The 15221-nt window shown below is 65.9% G+C and carries 18 protein-coding genes; 10 read left to right on the forward strand and 8 right to left on the reverse strand.

Annotated elements, in window-relative coordinates; all coding sequences use genetic code 11:
- Positions 1–27: 27 nt before the first annotated feature.
- From ppsR to AC3WUM_RS13815, 3 genes are all read left to right on the forward strand, one after another.
- Positions 28–849: a posphoenolpyruvate synthetase regulatory kinase/phosphorylase PpsR gene (gene ppsR / locus AC3WUM_RS13805; RefSeq protein ID WP_492410903.1), complete on the forward strand. Its 822-nt coding sequence runs from the start codon at positions 28–30 to the stop codon at positions 847–849.
- Positions 850–986: 137 nt separating this feature from the next.
- Positions 987–2702, forward strand: coding sequence for an alkaline phosphatase D family protein (locus tag AC3WUM_RS13810; protein WP_492410904.1), 1716 nt, complete (start codon positions 987–989; stop codon positions 2700–2702).
- Positions 2703–2799: 97 nt separating this feature from the next.
- A complete protein-coding gene (locus AC3WUM_RS13815) occupies positions 2800–3819 on the forward strand; it encodes a hypothetical protein (protein WP_492410905.1) in 1020 nt (339 codons plus the stop codon).
- A gap of 18 nt (positions 3820–3837) precedes the next feature.
- Here AC3WUM_RS13815 and AC3WUM_RS13820 read toward each other — a convergent pair whose 3' ends face one another.
- The 3 genes from AC3WUM_RS13820 to AC3WUM_RS13830 are packed head-to-tail and all read right to left on the reverse strand — an operon-like array spanning position 3838 to position 4975.
- The gene (locus AC3WUM_RS13820) at positions 3838–4125 is read right to left on the reverse strand and encodes a BolA family protein (protein WP_492410906.1); all 288 of its coding nucleotides are present in this window, start codon (positions 4123–4125) and stop codon (positions 3838–3840) included.
- Entirely contained in the window at positions 4122–4421 is a 300-nt protein-coding gene (locus AC3WUM_RS13825; RefSeq protein ID WP_492410907.1) for a YciI family protein, read from the reverse strand. Before AC3WUM_RS13825 ends, AC3WUM_RS13820 begins: the two co-directional genes overlap by 4 nt.
- A gap of 2 nt (positions 4422–4423) precedes the next feature.
- On the reverse strand, positions 4424–4975 hold the full coding sequence (locus AC3WUM_RS13830) for an inner membrane-spanning protein YciB (protein ID WP_492410908.1): 552 nt from the start codon (positions 4973–4975) through the stop codon (positions 4424–4426).
- A gap of 85 nt (positions 4976–5060) precedes the next feature.
- Here AC3WUM_RS13830 and AC3WUM_RS13835 point away from each other — a divergent pair, with 85 nt between their 5' ends.
- The 6 genes from AC3WUM_RS13835 to AC3WUM_RS13860 are packed head-to-tail and all read left to right on the forward strand — an operon-like array spanning position 5061 to position 10668.
- Positions 5061–5687 (forward strand): L-threonylcarbamoyladenylate synthase, encoded by a 627-nt coding sequence (locus AC3WUM_RS13835; RefSeq protein WP_492410911.1) that lies wholly within the window; start codon positions 5061–5063, stop codon positions 5685–5687.
- 3 nt (positions 5688–5690) lie between these two features.
- On the forward strand, positions 5691–6356 hold the full coding sequence (locus AC3WUM_RS13840) for a site-2 protease family protein (protein WP_492410912.1): 666 nt from the start codon (positions 5691–5693) through the stop codon (positions 6354–6356).
- Positions 6357–6393: 37 nt separating this feature from the next.
- The gene (trpS, locus tag AC3WUM_RS13845) at positions 6394–7401 is read left to right on the forward strand and encodes a tryptophan--tRNA ligase (protein ID WP_492410913.1); all 1008 of its coding nucleotides are present in this window, start codon (positions 6394–6396) and stop codon (positions 7399–7401) included.
- Positions 7402–7412: 11 nt separating this feature from the next.
- Positions 7413–8276, forward strand: a complete 864-nt coding sequence (locus AC3WUM_RS13850; protein ID WP_492410914.1) for a segregation and condensation protein A — start codon at positions 7413–7415, stop codon at positions 8274–8276.
- The gene (scpB, locus tag AC3WUM_RS13855; protein WP_492410916.1) at positions 8269–9309 is read left to right on the forward strand and encodes an SMC-Scp complex subunit ScpB; all 1041 of its coding nucleotides are present in this window, start codon (positions 8269–8271) and stop codon (positions 9307–9309) included. The genes AC3WUM_RS13850 and scpB overlap by 8 nt, the downstream gene beginning before the upstream one ends.
- A gap of 3 nt (positions 9310–9312) precedes the next feature.
- Positions 9313–10668: a pseudouridine synthase gene (locus AC3WUM_RS13860; RefSeq protein ID WP_492410917.1), complete on the forward strand. Its 1356-nt coding sequence runs from the start codon at positions 9313–9315 to the stop codon at positions 10666–10668.
- A gap of 16 nt (positions 10669–10684) precedes the next feature.
- On the opposite strand, the gene AC3WUM_RS13865 is transcribed toward AC3WUM_RS13860, so the two are convergent.
- On the reverse strand, positions 10685–11455 hold the full coding sequence (locus tag AC3WUM_RS13865; RefSeq protein ID WP_492410918.1) for an energy transducer TonB: 771 nt from the start codon (positions 11453–11455) through the stop codon (positions 10685–10687).
- A 270-nt stretch (positions 11456–11725) separates the two neighbouring features.
- Positions 11726–13099: a phosphohexomutase domain-containing protein gene (locus AC3WUM_RS13870; protein ID WP_492410920.1), complete on the reverse strand. Its 1374-nt coding sequence runs from the start codon at positions 13097–13099 to the stop codon at positions 11726–11728.
- 88 nt (positions 13100–13187) lie between these two features.
- Here AC3WUM_RS13870 and AC3WUM_RS13875 point away from each other — a divergent pair, with 88 nt between their 5' ends.
- Entirely contained in the window at positions 13188–13712 is a 525-nt protein-coding gene (locus tag AC3WUM_RS13875; protein ID WP_492411092.1) for a gamma carbonic anhydrase family protein, read from the forward strand.
- A gap of 3 nt (positions 13713–13715) precedes the next feature.
- On the opposite strand, the gene AC3WUM_RS13880 is transcribed toward AC3WUM_RS13875, so the two are convergent.
- The 3 genes from AC3WUM_RS13880 to AC3WUM_RS13890 are packed head-to-tail and all read right to left on the reverse strand — an operon-like array spanning position 13716 to position 15213.
- A complete protein-coding gene (locus AC3WUM_RS13880; RefSeq protein WP_492410921.1) occupies positions 13716–14204 on the reverse strand; it encodes a SixA phosphatase family protein in 489 nt (162 codons plus the stop codon).
- Positions 14205–14225: 21 nt separating this feature from the next.
- Complete coding sequence (locus AC3WUM_RS13885) at positions 14226–14900, reverse strand: class I SAM-dependent methyltransferase (protein ID WP_492410922.1); 675 nt, start codon at positions 14898–14900, stop codon at positions 14226–14228.
- The gene (locus AC3WUM_RS13890; protein WP_492410924.1) at positions 14893–15213 is read right to left on the reverse strand and encodes an SCP2 sterol-binding domain-containing protein; all 321 of its coding nucleotides are present in this window, start codon (positions 15211–15213) and stop codon (positions 14893–14895) included. Before AC3WUM_RS13890 ends, AC3WUM_RS13885 begins: the two co-directional genes overlap by 8 nt.
- Between the last annotated feature and the right edge of the window lie 8 nt (positions 15214–15221).

Genomic DNA, 15221 nt, shown 5'->3' on the forward strand with positions numbered 1-15221 from the left:
CGAACGACTCGGGCGATACCCCTAGACATGGCTGATCAGCGATACGTTTTCTTTCTTTCGGATGGTACCGGCATCACCGCCGAAACCCTGGGAGCCACCCTGCTGACCCAGTTCGAATTCGTCGAATTCAAGAAAACGACCCTGCCATTCATCAATACCCCCGACAAGGCACGCAATACGGTCGACTATATCAATCACCTGGCTGTTCAGGGTAGCCGCCCGATCGTTCTGTCGACCACGGTCAACGATGAAATCCGCAACATTCTGCGGCAATGCCAGGGATTGTTCATGGATTTCTTCGACGCCTACATTCCAGCAATCGAGGCTGAATTGGGTCTGAAGTCGATCCACGCCACCGGCCGTGCGCATGGACTGTCGGACGCCCGGCGCTACAACGCCCGCATCGACGCCATGAACTACGCGATGGAGCACGACGACGGCCAGAGCACGCGCGACCTGTCCAAGGCCGACGTGATCCTGATCGCGCCGTCACGCTGCGGCAAGACGCCGACCACGTTGTACCTGGCCCTGCAGTACGGCATCTTCGCGACCAATTTTCCGCTGACCGAAGAAGACCTCGAGGCGCAGAAGCTGCCGGCCTCGCTCAAGGGGCTGGCGCCGAAGTGCTTCGGCCTGACCTCCGATCCGGATCGCCTGCACCAGGTCCGCACCGAGCGTCGCCCGGGTTCCAAGTACGCCTCGCTGCCGCAGTGCGCCTACGAACTGCGCCAGGCCGAGAGCCTGTACCGCAAGCAGAACGTGCCGTTCATCAACTCGGCGAACATGTCGATCGAAGAGATCGCGGCGATCGTGCTTCAGGAAAAGAACTTGCGCCGCCAAACCAGCTGAGCCCGAACAAGGGCGGCCGATCTAAGCCACATTTACCAGCGGCCGCGCCCTCGTCCGTAACCCCGCTGTAACTCCCGAGCCTTAGCGTTGTGCGATTCGCGCCGCGCTCGCCGGCGCTTCGATCTTGGGGACTCCGAATGGGCAAGGCCCGCCGTCAGCGGCCGCGCAAGCGCGGCTGGTCGCGCCGTGACTTTTTGCGGCGCGCAGGTTTCGCATCGACCGCGGTCGCCGCCGCTCCGCTGCTGGCCAGTTGCAGCGCCGGCGGCGGTGGACGCGATCCGGACCCGGGCAGCGAACCCGGCAGCGTCGAGTTCAAGCACGGCGTGGCCTCGGGCGACCCCTTGCAGGACCGCGTCATCCTGTGGACCCGGGTGACGCCGGCGAGCGGCGGCACCATCGAAGGCGAGGTGCAGGTGGCGAGTGATCCGGCCTTCACGCGGATCGTGCGGACCGGCCGTTTTTCGACCGACGCTTCGAAGGACTACACGGTCAAGGTCGATCAGGACGGGCTCGCGCCGGCGACGACGTATTACTACCGCTTTTCGGTCGGACAGACCCGGTCGGTGATCGGGCGCACGCGCACGGCCGCGGAGGGCGGGCTCGACCGGCTGCGCGTCGGCGTGGTGTCCTGCTCGAGCTACGCGCACGGCTATTTCAGCGCGTACAAGGCACTGGCCAGGCGCGCCGACATCGACGTGGTGCTGCACCTGGGCGACTACATCTACGAGTACGGCAGCGGCGAATACGGCGAGGCGCGCGAATACCAGCCGGCGCACGAGATCACCACGCTCGACGACTACCGCACGCGCCATGCCCACTACAAGCTCGATCCTGACCTGCAGGAGGTGCATCGCCAGCACCCCTTCATCACCGTCTGGGACGACCACGAGACCGCCAACGATTCCTGGCGCGACGGCGCCGAGAATCACACCGAGGGCAGCGAGGGCGTCTGGACTCAGCGCAAGGCCTGGGGCGTGCAGGCGTATGCGGAATGGCTGCCGATCCGACTGCCTGACGCGGCCAATCCCGAGCGCATCTACCGCCAGTTCCGCTATGGCGATCTCGCCGAGTTCGTCATGCTCGACACCCGCCTCGACGGCCGCGATGAGCAGGCCGGCCTGGCCGATCCGGCGAGCATCAACGACGCCGACCGACGCCTGATCAGCGAGCAGCAGTTCGGTTTCCTGTCGAACGCGCTGGCGACCACGAGCGCCAGGTGGAAGCTGCTCGGCCAGCAGGTCATGTTCGGCCAGCTGCGCATCGTCGGCCTGCCCGAGCTTTCGGTGCTGACCGGTCTGCCGATCGAGCAGCTGCAGGACCTCGTCAATTCGCTGCCGATCGTCAGCACCGGCGGGCTCATCATCAATCCCGATCAGTGGGACGGCTATCGCGCCGAGCGCGCCCGCGTGTTCGACCTGATCGAGAGCGCCGGCGGCGGCAACGTGGCGGTGCTGACAGGCGACATCCACACCTCCTGGGCGATGGACCTGTCACGCGATCCGAACAATCCGCTGGTCTACAACCCGCTCAACGGTTCGGGTTCGCTGGCGGTCGAGTTCGTCGCCACCTCGGTGACCTCGCCGGGGCTCGATCAGCTCGCTCCGCTGCAGTCGCTGCTGCAGCTGCTGAATCCGCACATGAAGTACGTGGACCTCGCGCGGAAGGGGTATCTGCTGCTCGACGTCACGCCCGAGCGTTTGCAGGGCGAATGGTGGTATTCGCAGACGATCGCCGAGAGCTCGGAGGCCGAGAGCTTCGGCGCCGCCTATTTCACGGCCGATGGCGACAATCACCTGAGCCGGGCCGACGGCCCGAGCGAAGCAAGGACCGACGCCCCGGCACTGGCGCCCTGAGCCGGCCCGGGAAAACCCCGGCCGCAGCCGAAAATCGGGCGTCAATGCTACTGTTTGGCTGCCGCCGGCCGGCGGCCGACTCAAGGAGGAGAAAGCCATGCGGAATTTCGGGGCGGCGATCGGTCTGGCGGCTTCGGCGCTGTTGCTGAGCGCCTGTGGCGGCGGCAGCGACGGCCGCGATTACGACGATGGCGGTGACGAGGGCGAACCGGCGCCGCTGTCGGGCAAATCCGACGTGCTGCGGGAGATCAGCATCGTCACCAACGTGGCCCAGCTGTTCGGTTACGGCGACGGGCTGGCCGAATCGGGTTCCGCGACGCTCAAGGCGGCCGGGGTTCCGGGCGGTCACTGGGGGCGATATTCCGCGCGCAATCCGGGCCTGCTCAAGGCGGCGACCCGCCAGAACTGCGACAGCGGCTCGTACACGCTCGAGGAAGGCAGCGGCCAGGAGCCTTTCGGCTATTTCGACGGCAGCCGGCGCGCTGTGAGCTTTCGCATCTACAACTACGACGACTGCACCATCGACGACGAGACCGGCAACGGCTCGAGCTACGACGACGGCCGCGTCGAGAACGGCAGCGGCACGCCGAACGCCAACAACGAAACCTACGATTACAGCCTGCTCGGTTCTGGCGACACCCCGCATCTGTATCGCCGCTACGAGCCGGTCGGTTCGCGCACTGAACTTACCGAGTTCTACACGCTCGGCCGCTTCGAGTTCAAATCCACGACCAGCCAGCAGGAACAGCGGTCGATCCTGAGCTTCCGGCTCAATGCCGAGGACGACGACTACCTGCTCGATCTCGACCTCGGCAACGGCAGCGGCCCGTTCGCGATCGCCGAGAACACCAGCAGCCAGACGCTGAGCCTCAGTGGTCCGTATCGCTATCACAGCTCGGTCTGCGACTGGACCTACGCCGAGGTCAGCACGCCGACGCCACTCGCGATCAGCACGGATGGGTTCACCGCCGGCCGCCTGCGCATCGAATCCGACCGTGGCCTGGCGACGATCACGTTCGCGGCCGACGGCAGCGCCCGTTACGAACTCAGCAATGGCAGCAGCGGAACGCTCAATGCGTCGGAGATCGGCCTCGCGGTCAGCGAGCCGGCTTGCTGAGCAGTCCCAAGCCCAGCCTCAGCCGGCCGACGATGCCGCTTCGGCCGGCGTGCGCGTTTCCATCGACAGCGCGTGGATGTCGGTTTGCATGAGATCGCCGACCGCCGCGTAGACCGCACGGTGCCGGCGTATCAGCGTCAGGCCTTCGAAGGCCTCGGCGACGATGCGTACATGAAAGTGCCCGCGGCCGGTCGCCGCGCCGGCATGTCCGGTGTGCAGATGGCTCTGGTCCTCGACTTCGAGAAACCGCGGAGAAAATGCGGTCTGCAACGCGAGCCGGATGCGCTCGACGCGCGGCGAACTCATTCCGGCAAGGCCTTGATGAAGGGCTTGACCGTCACGCTCGCGTAGACGCCGGCCGCGACGTATGGATCGGCGTCGGCCCATTCGGTGGCCTCGGCGAGGCTGTCGAACTCGAGCACCAGCAGGCTGCCGGTGGCGCCGGCCGACAGATCGGGCGCATCGGCGACCGGGCAGGGGCCGGCGAGCACGAGGCGGCCCTGTTTCTGGAGTTCGCGCAGGCGCTCGATGTGCGCCGGGCGGGCGGCCTTGCGGGCCGGCAGGCTGTTTTCGACGTCTTGGCCGATGATGGCGTAAAGCACGTTTAAGTCGTTCCCTTGTCCTGGGTCGAATCGTTGAGGTATTGCGACAGAAACGGCGCGTGCGCGGCCGCGAACAGCAGCGGCAGCACGGTGAGCCCGCCGAACTTGAACACCGCCCAGACCTTGTCGCTGTACATGTGGGCGACGTAGAGGTTCAGCACCGCGCAGGCCGCGTAGAAGATCACCCAGGCGACGTTGACCTTGCGCCAGACCGCCGGCGGCAGCGAGATCGCATTGCTCGCCACGCGCTCGACGATGGTTTTCTCGCCGACGAACTGGCTGCCGAGCAGCACCACCGCGAAGCCGGCGAACAGGATCGTCGGCTTGAGCTTGATGAAGTTGGCGTCGTGGAAATAAATCGTCATGCCGCCGAGCACGAGCGTGATGCCGGCCGCGACGAGGTGCATCCTGTGCCACTCGCCGAACCTGATCCGGTAGAAGGCGATCAGCACGAGCAGCGAGGCCATCAGCGCCATCGTTCCCTTGTAGATGTCGGTCGTCAGCGTGACCGCGAGGAACACCAGGAAGGGGGCGAGATCGAGCAGGGGTTTCATAAGCCGCCAGTATACCGGGCGGCCGTCCCGCGGGCCGGTTTGTGCGCGCCGAGTCCCCAGGCAGGCTCAGACGGTACAATGACGAATGTCGAACTGGATCGAAGTCCACCCGCAAAATCCCCAATCCCGCCTGCTCGCGCAGGCCGCCGTGCACCTGCGCCAGGGCGCGGTGATCGCCTATCCGACCGACTCCTGCTACGCCCTCGGCTGCCACCTCGACGACAAGGACGCGGCCGAGCGGCTGCGGCGCATCCGCCGTTTCGACAAGAACCACCAGTTCACGCTGATGTGCCGCGACCTGTCCGAGATCGCGACCTACGCGCGCGTCGACAACTGGCAGTTCCGCCTGCTGCGCCAGCTCACGCCGGGGCCGTACACCTTCGTACTGACCGCGACCAAGGAGCTTCCGCGCCGGGTCGCGCACGAAAAGCGCAAGACCATCGGCATCCGCATTCCGGAGCATCCGGTCACCCAGGGCCTGCTCGCCACGCTCGGAGAGCCGCTGATCAGCTGCACGCTGCAGTTTCCGGGCGAGGAGCTGCCCGTGAACGATCCACGCGAGTTCGAGGAGCGGCTCATGCGCGAGGTCGACGTGGTGCTCGATTCGGGCAACTGCGGCCTGGAGCCGACCACGGTGGTCGATCTATCGGAAGGAGAGGCTCGCGTGCTGCGTCAGGGCAAGGGCCGCGTTCAGGGAATCTTCTCGGAATAACGCATGTTCGATGAGCTTTCACTGGTCCAGAAACTCGCGGTCTGGGCGCTGCCGGTGCTGCTGGCGATCACCATTCGCGAGATCGCGCATGGCTATGCGGCGCGCGCCTGCGGCGACATGACGGGCACCGCGCTCGGGCGGCTGTCGCCGAGTCCGCTGCGGCATGTCGATCCGGTCGGCACGCTGCTGGTGCCGGGCCTGCTGATCACGCTCGGTGGTTTTCTGATGGGCTGGCCCAAGCCGATTCCGGTCGATTTCTCGCGTCTGCATCATCCCAAGCGCGATCTCGCCAAGGTCGCCGTCGCGGGCCTCGCGGCGAACTTCGCGATGGCCGTGCTGTGGGCCGCGCTGATCAAGGCCACACTCGTCTTCGGCAGCGATCAGCCGACCTGGGTCGGGCTGCGCTACATGACGGTGGCCGGCGTGGTGATCAATCTCGCGCTGTTCGTGCTGAACCTGCTGCCGCTGCCGCCGCTCGACGGCGGACGCATCCTGATCAGCCTGCTGCCGATGCGCCAGGCGATGGCGCTCGCCAAGGTCGAGCCTTACGCATTCTTCATCGTGCTCGGCGTGCTGCTGCTGTTCAAAGGCCTGCTGTTCTGGCCGCTCGTGATCAGCCAGGGTTTGCTGTTCCAGGCCTTCGGCATCGAGCCCGTTTCCCTGTACTGATTTCTCTCCTCATCACCGACACATCACGGTTCTTCGAATGTCATCGAATTCGCAACGCCCCATCGTTCTTTCCGGCATCCAGCCTTCGGGCCGGCTCACGCTCGGCAATTATCTGGGCGCGATCAAGAACTGGGTTCCGTTGTCGGAAACCTACGCCTGCTACTACATGCTCGTGGACCTGCACGCGATCACGGTGCGCCAGGATCCGAAGGTGCTGCGCGAGCGCTGCTACGAATTCCTCGCGCTCTACATCGCCTGCGGTCTCGACCCGGCCAAGAACACCTTGTTCGTGCAGAGCCACGTGCCGGCGCATTCGCGACTGTCGTGGATCCTCAACTGCTACACGCAGATGGGCGAGCTCAACCGCATGACGCAGTTCAAGGACAAGAGCGCCAAGCACGTCGACAACATCAATGCCGGCCTGTTCGATTATCCGGTGCTGATGGCGGCCGACATCCTGCTGTACCAGGCGCACGCGGTGCCGGTCGGCGACGACCAGAAGCAGCATCTCGAACTCACGCGCGACGTGGCGACGCGCTTCAACAACATCTACGGCGAGGTGTTCCGCATTCCGGAGCCGATGATCCCGCCGGTCGGCGCGCGCATCATGAGTCTCAAGGAGCCGACCAAGAAGATGAGCAAGTCGGACGAGGCCGAAACCAACGCGATCTACCTGCTCGATCCGGTCGACACCATCGTGCGCAAGATCAAGAAGGCCGAGATGGATTCGGGCAACGAGATCCGCTTCGACATCGCCGAGAAACCCGGCGTGAGCAACATGATGTCGATCCTGTCGGCCACCTCCGGCGAAAGCTTCGACAGCATCGCCCTCCGCTACAACGGCCAGGGCTACGGCAAGTTCAAGCAGGCCGTCGCCGATGCGGTCGTCGCCTGCCTGGAGCCGGTGCAGACGCGCTATCGCGGCATTCGTGAAGATATCGACGGCTTGCAGCGCGTGCTGCGCGACGGCGCCGCGCGCGCCTCGTCCGCGGCCGATGCGACGCTCGCGCGCGTGCACGACGTGCTCGGTTTCATTCCGGAGTGAACGGGTAAGGGATGAGCGATCCGGCCGACAACGCCGAAATCGTGGCCGAAGTCGAAGAGACTTCGGATGCTTCGCGCCTGCCGAAGATCAACGGCCAGGTGCTCGAGAAACTGCCCGAAGATCTCTACATCCCGCCAGACGCGCTGCAGGTGTTTCTCGAAGCCTTCGAAGGCCCGCTCGACTTGCTGCTGTACCTGATCCGCCGCCAGAACCTCAACATACTCGACATCCCGGTTCTCAAGATCACGCAGCAGTATCTGCAGTACATCGCGCTGATGCAGGAGCTGCGGCTGGAGCTTGCGGCCGAATACCTGCTGATGGCCGCGCTGCTCGCCGAAATCAAATCGCGCATCCTGCTGCCGAAGCCCGTTGAGGCCGAAGAAGAAGAGGGCGATCCGCGCATGGAACTCGTGCGCCGACTGCAGGAATACGAGCGCTTCAAGACCGCGGCCGAGAATCTCGACCGGCTGCCGCGCGCGGGCCGCGAGTTCTATCGCGCAACCGCCAAGCCCGAGGTGATTCCGACCCACGTCGTGCTGCCGCAGCCGAGCCTGCGCGAACTCATGCTCGCGTTCCGCGAGGTGATGATGCGCGCCGAACTGTTCACTCGGCATCAGGTCAAGCGCGAGCCGCTGTCCGTGCGCGAGCGCATGACGCACATCCTCGATCTCGTGCACAGCGGACCGAAGCGCTTCGACGAGATCATCGAGCCGTCCGAAGGCCGCGCCGGTGTGATCGTCTGCCTGCTCGCGATCCTCGAACTCGTGAAGCTCGCCGCGATCGATCTCGTGCAGGAAGGACCGTTCGCCGAAATCATGATCGACAGCGGCCGCCCGATATCGGACACGGCCATCGAGACCGCCAGCTATGAGTGATACGCCCGACAACGAAGAGCAGGACGACGAACTGCCCGAGGTGCCGCTGCCTCCGCAGGAGTTGCCCAAGCCCGAGATGGAGTCCGACAAGGCTGCGATCGCCGGCGTCGCGCCCGAAATCGCGGCCGAAGCGCCGATGCAGGACATCGTGCCGAACCTCGCCGACAACACGGAGGCGATCGATAGGCTCGAGCACATCATCGAAGCGCTGCTGCTCGCCGCGGACGGTCCGCTGTCGGTCGATGCCTTGCACCGCCTGCTCGGAGAAGACCTCGGCGTGGGCCGCAGCGAGCTGCGCGCCGCGCTCGCCAGGCTCGACGCGCGCCTGCAGGGTGGAGCCGCGCAATTGCAGGAAGTCGCGAGCGGCTGGCGCATCCAGGTGCGCGAGGAATATGCCGGGTGGGTCGCGCGACTGTGGCAGGAAAGGCCGCCGAAATTCTCGCGCGCCTTGCTTGAAACACTCGCGCTGGTGGTCTACCGGCAGCCGATCACGCGCGGTGAGATCGAAGAGGTGCGTGGCGTTTCGGTGTCGTCGAACATCCTGCGCACGCTGCAGGAGCGCGGCTGGGTCAAGGAGCTCGGCGTCAAGGAAGTGCCCGGGCGTCCGGCCTTGTTCGGCACCACCGCGCAGTTTCTCGACGACTTCAACCTGCGCACGCTCGATCAGCTGCCGTCGCTGCCCGAGATTCGCGACATGGATCAGCTCGACGCCGCGCTCGCGCAGCTCACGGGCGAGCTGCCGTCCAAGGGCGACGAACCCGAGTCCGAACCCGAGGCGGACGAAGCCGTGAACGAATCGGCGAGCGAAACGGCAAGCGCCGCGAACTCCGCTGAAGCGCTGCCCGAAGCGATCGAAGCCGGCGGCGACGAAAGCACCGAAGACGAAGTGGAAGAAATCGTCGAGGCGATCATCGATGAAGACGATGAGGACGGCGCCGATGCCGACGAAGAATCCGGCCCCGCAGCGGATACGGAAAACACCGATGACGACCGCTCGCACACCGAAGAATCCAAGCCGGACGAGGAAGGCTGAGCCATGGTAGATCGCATACAGAAACTGCTCGCCACGGCCGGCATCGCCTCGCGCCGCGCCATCGAAACGATGATCGCCGAAGGCCGCGTGACGGTGAACGGTCGTCCGGCCGAGATCGGCCAGAAGATCGATCACAACGACAGCGTGCGCGTCGACACCAAGCTCGTGCCCTTGCACCGCAAGCCCGAAGCGACGCGCGTGCTGCTGTATCGCAAGCGCGTCGGCGAACTCGTGACGCGCGACGATCCGGATGGCCGCAAGACCGTGTTCCGCAAGCTGCCCGAACTCGAAACGGGCCGCTGGATCGCGGTCGGCCGGCTCGACATCAACACCTCGGGCCTGCTGCTGCTGACCAACGACGGCGAACTCGCGCGCCGGCTCATGCATCCGAGCTTCGAAATGCGCCGCGAATACGCGGTACGCGTACTCGGCAGCGTCGATGCGGACATGCTCGATCGCCTGCGCAAGGGCGTCGAACTCGAAGACGGATTCGCCAAGTTCGAAACGATCCAGCCCGGCGAAAGCGTCGACCTCGACGAAGAAGGCGGGCGCCGTGAGAACGAGGGCTCGTCGGCCAACAGCTGGTGGAACGTCACCGTGCGTCAGGGGCGCAATCGCGTCGTGCGCCGGCTGTTCGAATCGCAGGGCCTGCAGGTGAGCCGGCTCATGCGCGTCTCGTATGGGCCGATCGCGCTCGGTCGCGGCATCAAGAGCGGAACCTGCCGCGAGGCGACGCCCGAAGAACTGCAGGCCTTGCTCGAAGCGGTCGCGATCGCGCAACCGAGGCCGGCCAAGGCCGGCAAGCGGCCATCGGCCAAGCGCCACGACGAGCGGCGCAAACCCGAAGGCGAACTCGTGGCGCCGGCGCGCGGCGGTTTGCGCAAACTTGCCGGGCGTCCTCCTCGCAGTGAATCCGAGCGCGAGCGCAGTCTGCGCGAGCGTTTTCCGCATGCGGAAACGCCAGATGCGCCGGCTCGAGACGAACGCGAGGACGAAGGTCGCAGGAGTTTCGACAAGCCTCGCGCCGAGCGCGGCGATTCGAAGCGGGCCCATCGCGAGCGTGCGGCGGAGCGTCGCGACGAGCGCTCGCAGAAGCAGCGCGATGCAGGCAAGCAAGCGAGATCGCCGACGAGCCCGTCGCCCGGTCGTGCCGATGCGAATAGGCCTGGCAAGGGGCCGAACCGCAGCTCCGAGCGTCGGCCGGAGCGCCCAACATCGGAGCGTTCTTCCGATCGGGTCCCCGGCAAGAAGAACCCGAACCGCAATTCGAAGCCGAATGCCCGGCCAGGCTCGAAGCCCCATTCGAAGCCCACGTCGCCGCCAAAGTCGAGCCGGCCGCCGCGCAAGCCCAAGCCTTGATCGGGCAGCTGATCGCTTACAGCCTGAAATTCACCGGCTGATCGATGACGATGCTTTCCATCCAGGGCCGCAGCACCGATGGCACCGGTGGAAAGCTCGCGATGCGATACATCAGCGCCTGGGCTTCCTCGTCGAGATAGCCGAAGCCCGACGAGGTCACCACGCGGGCTTCGAGCACGCTGCCGTCGCGGCCGATGCGCATGCGCACGATGGTGACGCCGGACTCCTTGAACTGCCGGGCCCGCACGGGCACGCGCATGTTCCGCTCGACCGAGCGCATCACCATCATCGAATACTGACGCTCGAGCCGGCTGATCTGCTCGGGGCTCATGCTCACGGCCGGCGCTCCGACCGGGCGCCCGGCGCCAGGATTCGACGGCGCGGCGCTCGCCGCAGCGGTGGAAGGCGCGCTCGCTGCCGCGGCCATAGGCGCCGGCGTCGGCTGCGATTGAGCCACCGCGGGCTCGGCGGGTTTGGAGATTTCGGGCTCCGGCTCGGGCGCTTTGACCGGCGCGGGCGCCTGGGTGGCGACCACCGGCCTGGGTTTCGGCTTTGCGGGTTTGGGCCTGGGCTTTGGCGCCTCGACCGCTACAGGCGGCGCGGCCGGTGGAGGGGCGGCGGCTGCGGAAGGCGACGAGGCCGCGGCCGTGATCAGCGACACCTCGATCGATTTCTGGTCGGCGGCGGGCGGAAGCTCCAGCGTCCTATTTGGCCACTTCACGAACAGCCCGAGCGCGAGCAGCAGGTGCAGGCCGATCGAGATGGCGATGCCGAGCCGACGGCTCAACGGAGCGTCGTCCAGTTGTGGCGCCCGGCTCACGGTCATGTGAGAGCGGGTTCGCCTGTCAGTGAGTGCCGAGGCCGCGAGTGGAGTCATGACGGCCCGATCGCAGCAGGATTCGCGCCAGGGCCGCTGCGCTGCCCGCAAGCCTTGCGTTCAACCGTCTGGGCGTTTTAGAGCCCTGTATTCAAAGCTGAATTTCTCGATGCACGTAAAAGGAAACCCGCCCGGAGCCGAGCTCGGGGCGGGTTCGGAAGCGCGCCGTCGTGGCTCTTTTTAGTGCGCCGCGGTCGCTCCGCCCGCATCGATGAGCGCCAGGATCTCCTGCGTCTTGGCGTTCATGAGCGCCTCGTCGGCGCGCGATTCCACGTTCAGGCGCAGCACCGGCTCGGTGTTGCTGCCGCGCAGGTTGAAGCGCCAGCTGCCGAAATCGAGGCTGATGCCGTCGGTCTTGTCGATCGCGCTGGCCTTGGGCGCGTAGGCGCTTTCGATCCGCGCGATGGTGGCCTTGACGTCGGCGACCTTGCGGTTGATTTCGCCGCTGGCCGGGAAGGCCTTCATGCGCTCTTCGACAAGCTTGGACAGCGGCTTGCCGCTCTCGCTGATCAGCGCCGCCGCGAGCAGCCACGGAATGTTGCCGTTGTCGCAGTAGGCGAAGTCGCGGAAATAGTGGTGCGCGCTCATTTCGCCGCCGTAGATCGCGTTTTCCTTGCGCATGCGCTCCTTGATGAAGGCATGGCCGGTCTTGCTCATGACCGGCACGCCGCCGGCGCTCTCGACGACGTCGACCGTGTTCCAGGTCAGGCGTGGGTCGTGGATGATCTTGCCGCCCGGCTCCTTCTTGAGCAGCGCCGCGGCGAGCAGGCCGACGATGTAATAGCCCTCGATGAAGCCGCCGTTCTCGTCGAACAGGAAGCAGCGGTCGAAATCACCGTCCCAGGCCACGCCGAAGTCGGCACCATGCGCCTTGACCGCATCGGCCGTGGGCGCGCGCATCTCGGGCAGCAGCGGGTTCGGGATGCCGTTCGGGAAATCGCCATCGGGCTCGTGATGCACCTTGATGAACGTGAACGGCAGGCTCTTCTCGATCGCGTCGACGACCACGCCGGCCACGCCGTTGCCCGCGTTGACGACGATCTTGAGCGGCTTGAGCCTGGAGGTGTCGACGTAGCCGAGCAGGTGCTGCACGTAGCTGTCGCGATAGCTCACTTTCGTGACGACGGGTTCGCCCTCGGGGCACTTGGCGGTCGAAGCGGCCACGGCTTCCTCGATCTCGCGCAGGCCGGTGTCGCCCGAGATCGGAATCGATCCGCCGCGCACGAGCTTCATGCCGTTGTAGTCCATCGGGTTGTGGCTCGCGGTGACTTCGATGCCGCCGTCGACGCCGGGCTGCTGCGCCGCCCAGTAGATTTCCTCGGTGCCGCAGAGGCCGATGTCGAGCACTTCGACACCGCGCGCATTGAATCCGTGCGCGAGCGCCTTGAGCAGCGGCAGCGAGGAATGGCGGATGTCGCGGCCGAGCGCGATCTTTTTCGGCGCGAAGCGCTCGGCGTAGGCGATGCCGAGCCGGTAGGCGATGTCCGGATTGAGTTCGTCGGGAACGCGGCCGCGGATGTCGTAGGCCTTGAAAGCGGGCAGGCGAGTGGTCATGTCGTCAGGTGTGGAAAAGCGGGAATGCGCGGCCTCATCGTATGCGATCCACGACGGCGGCTGGAACCTCGGTGCGTATAATCGCCGCATGCTCTACCAACTCGATCACCGCAAGCCCGAACTGCAGGGCGACAACTTCGTCGCCGACAACGCGAGCCTGATCGGCTCGGTCGTGCTCGAACGCGGGGCCAGCGTCTGGTTCAACGCGGTGCTGCGCGGCGACAACGACGAGCTGCGCGTCGGCGAAGGCAGCAACGTGCAGGACGGCTCGGTGCTGCACACCGATCCGGGGCTCAAGCTCGTCATCGGCAAGCACTGCACGATCGGCCATCTGGTCATGCTGCACGGCTGCGAGATCGGCGACGGCTCACTGATCGGCATCAAATCGGTGGTGATGAACCGGGCGCGCATCGGCAGGAACTGCCTGGTCGGCGCCAACAGCCTCGTCACCGAGGGCAAGCAGTTTCCGGACGGCGTGATGATTCTCGGCTCACCGGCCAAGGTCGTGCGCGAACTGACGCCCGAGGAGATCGCGGGCCTGCGCAAATCGGCCGAAGTCTATGCGCAGCATTCGCTGCGTTATCGCGCCGGCCTCAAGCGCATCGAGAGCTGAGCCTTACTGCCGTTCCTTCGGGAACGAGTACGCGAACAGGCGGCCCTGGGCGACATCGGCCCAGCGGTCGGCATCGAATTCGAGCACGGCCATCGCGCAGGTCGGCATCTCGCTGAACGTGCAGCGCGCGAGCCGGTGCGACAGATCGGTGAGGCCCGGGTTGTGGCCGAACAGCGCCACGTTCGGAAACGCATCGTCGAGCTTGCGCACGACCGCGAGCAGCTCGGCGGCAGTGGCGTCGTAGATGGCCGGCTCGAAGCGAATCGCGCTTTCGGGAACGCCGAGCACTTCGGCGAAGATGCGCGCCGTCGTCGTCGTGCGCAGGGCGGGGCTCGCGACGAGTTGCGGTGTCGCATCGAGCAGGTTGCCGAGACGCTGCGCCATCACCGGCGCGTCGCGAAAGCCGCGCTCGTTGAGCGGGCGATGAAAATCTTCGATCCTGGGATCGTCCCACGAGGACTTGGCGTGACGGATCAGCGTCAGAGTGCGCATGGCGGATGGGGTTGAATCGGGCTAGCGGCGGTTGAGATAAATATCGTAGCGCGCCTGCGTGCCGACAACGTCCGCGTTCGGCTGGCGTTCATCGAGCCACGGCGCCTTGGTCGGACGCTTGACCGCGATGCGCGCGGCGCCGCTCGCCATCGCGGCGCTCAGCAGCTCGGCCGAATCGTCGTCGCCGTCGGTGAGTTCGCGCAGCATCTGCATGCCCTTTTGCGGCAGCGCGGTCTTGCCGTCTTCGGGATACATCGGATCCAGATGTACGCCGTCGAGCGTATGCGGGCAATGGCGCAGCCATTCGCGCGCATCGGCCTGCACGATCTCGACGCGCGAGCAGGCCGCGATCGCCCACTTCTCGTTGCAGGCGCTCGCACGCGCGAGCGCATCGCGCAGCAAGTCGATGACCAAAGGATGGCGCTCGACGAGAATCACGCGCGCTCCGAGCGCGGCGAGCGTGAAGCCGTCGCGACCGAGGCCGGCGGTCGCATCGGCGATCAGCACGTCCGCTTTCTTGTGCAAGCCGAGCGCGCGCGGAAGCAGCTGCTTGCGACCGGCGAGGATGCGCCGGCGCACATCGGCCGAGAGCCAGTCGATGCACAGCGGCTCCCATTCGGGGCGATGCAGCGCGCGCAGGCGCAGGCCTGCTGTGCTGGCTTCGAGCTCGAACGAGACGTTTCGAGCTTCAGCCAAGCTTGCCGGCCTCGAACCATTGCGTCAGGCGCTGCGCGAGCATCAGATCGCCATCGACCGTGAGCTTGCCGGTCATGAAAGCCGTCATGCCGTTGAGTTCGCCGGTCATCAAGGCAACGAAGTCGGCATCTTCCATCGTCAGGCTTACATCGGGCGAGGCGGCGGCTCCGCTCATGACTTCGCAGCGGCCATTGCGAATCAGCAGGTGCATGGGCTCGGAGACGTTGAACTGGATCGTGCAGTCGGTGTCCGCTGCCGCGGTCGCGTCGAACGCGGTGGGCAACTGCCGGATCAGATCGGTGGCGCTGGGCATCGCAGTCT

The sequence above is a fragment of the Hydrocarboniphaga sp. FW305-C-57 genome (assembly GCF_058783045.1).

Bases quoted from the DNA above. Each gene is read 5' to 3' on its own strand.
- AC3WUM_RS13820 (WP_492410906.1), bottom strand. From the start codon at position 4,125: ATGAGTTCGCCGCGCGTCGAGCGCATCCGGCTCGCGTTGCAGACCGCA.
- AC3WUM_RS13810 (WP_492410904.1), top strand. From the start codon at position 987: ATGGGCAAGGCCCGCCGTCAGCGGCCGCGCAAGCGCGGCTGGTCGCGC.
- AC3WUM_RS13830 (WP_492410908.1), bottom strand. From the start codon at position 4,975: ATGAAACCCCTGCTCGATCTCGCCCCCTTCCTGGTGTTCCTCGCGGTC.
- AC3WUM_RS13880 (WP_492410921.1), bottom strand. From the start codon at position 14,204: ATGCGCACTCTGACGCTGATCCGTCACGCCAAGTCCTCGTGGGACGAT.
- AC3WUM_RS13875 (WP_492411092.1), top strand. From the start codon at position 13,188: ATGCTCTACCAACTCGATCACCGCAAGCCCGAACTGCAGGGCGACAAC.
- AC3WUM_RS13870 (WP_492410920.1), bottom strand. From the start codon at position 13,099: ATGACCACTCGCCTGCCCGCTTTCAAGGCCTACGACATCCGCGGCCGC.
- AC3WUM_RS13815 (WP_492410905.1), top strand. From the start codon at position 2,800: ATGCGGAATTTCGGGGCGGCGATCGGTCTGGCGGCTTCGGCGCTGTTG.
- scpB (WP_492410916.1), top strand. From the start codon at position 8,269: ATGAGTGATACGCCCGACAACGAAGAGCAGGACGACGAACTGCCCGAG.
- trpS (WP_492410913.1), top strand. From the start codon at position 6,394: ATGTCATCGAATTCGCAACGCCCCATCGTTCTTTCCGGCATCCAGCCT.
- AC3WUM_RS13890 (WP_492410924.1), bottom strand. From the start codon at position 15,213: ATGCCCAGCGCCACCGATCTGATCCGGCAGTTGCCCACCGCGTTCGAC.
- AC3WUM_RS13850 (WP_492410914.1), top strand. From the start codon at position 7,413: ATGAGCGATCCGGCCGACAACGCCGAAATCGTGGCCGAAGTCGAAGAG.
- AC3WUM_RS13860 (WP_492410917.1), top strand. From the start codon at position 9,313: ATGGTAGATCGCATACAGAAACTGCTCGCCACGGCCGGCATCGCCTCG.
- AC3WUM_RS13835 (WP_492410911.1), top strand. From the start codon at position 5,061: ATGTCGAACTGGATCGAAGTCCACCCGCAAAATCCCCAATCCCGCCTG.
- ppsR (WP_492410903.1), top strand. From the start codon at position 28: ATGGCTGATCAGCGATACGTTTTCTTTCTTTCGGATGGTACCGGCATC.
- AC3WUM_RS13840 (WP_492410912.1), top strand. From the start codon at position 5,691: ATGTTCGATGAGCTTTCACTGGTCCAGAAACTCGCGGTCTGGGCGCTG.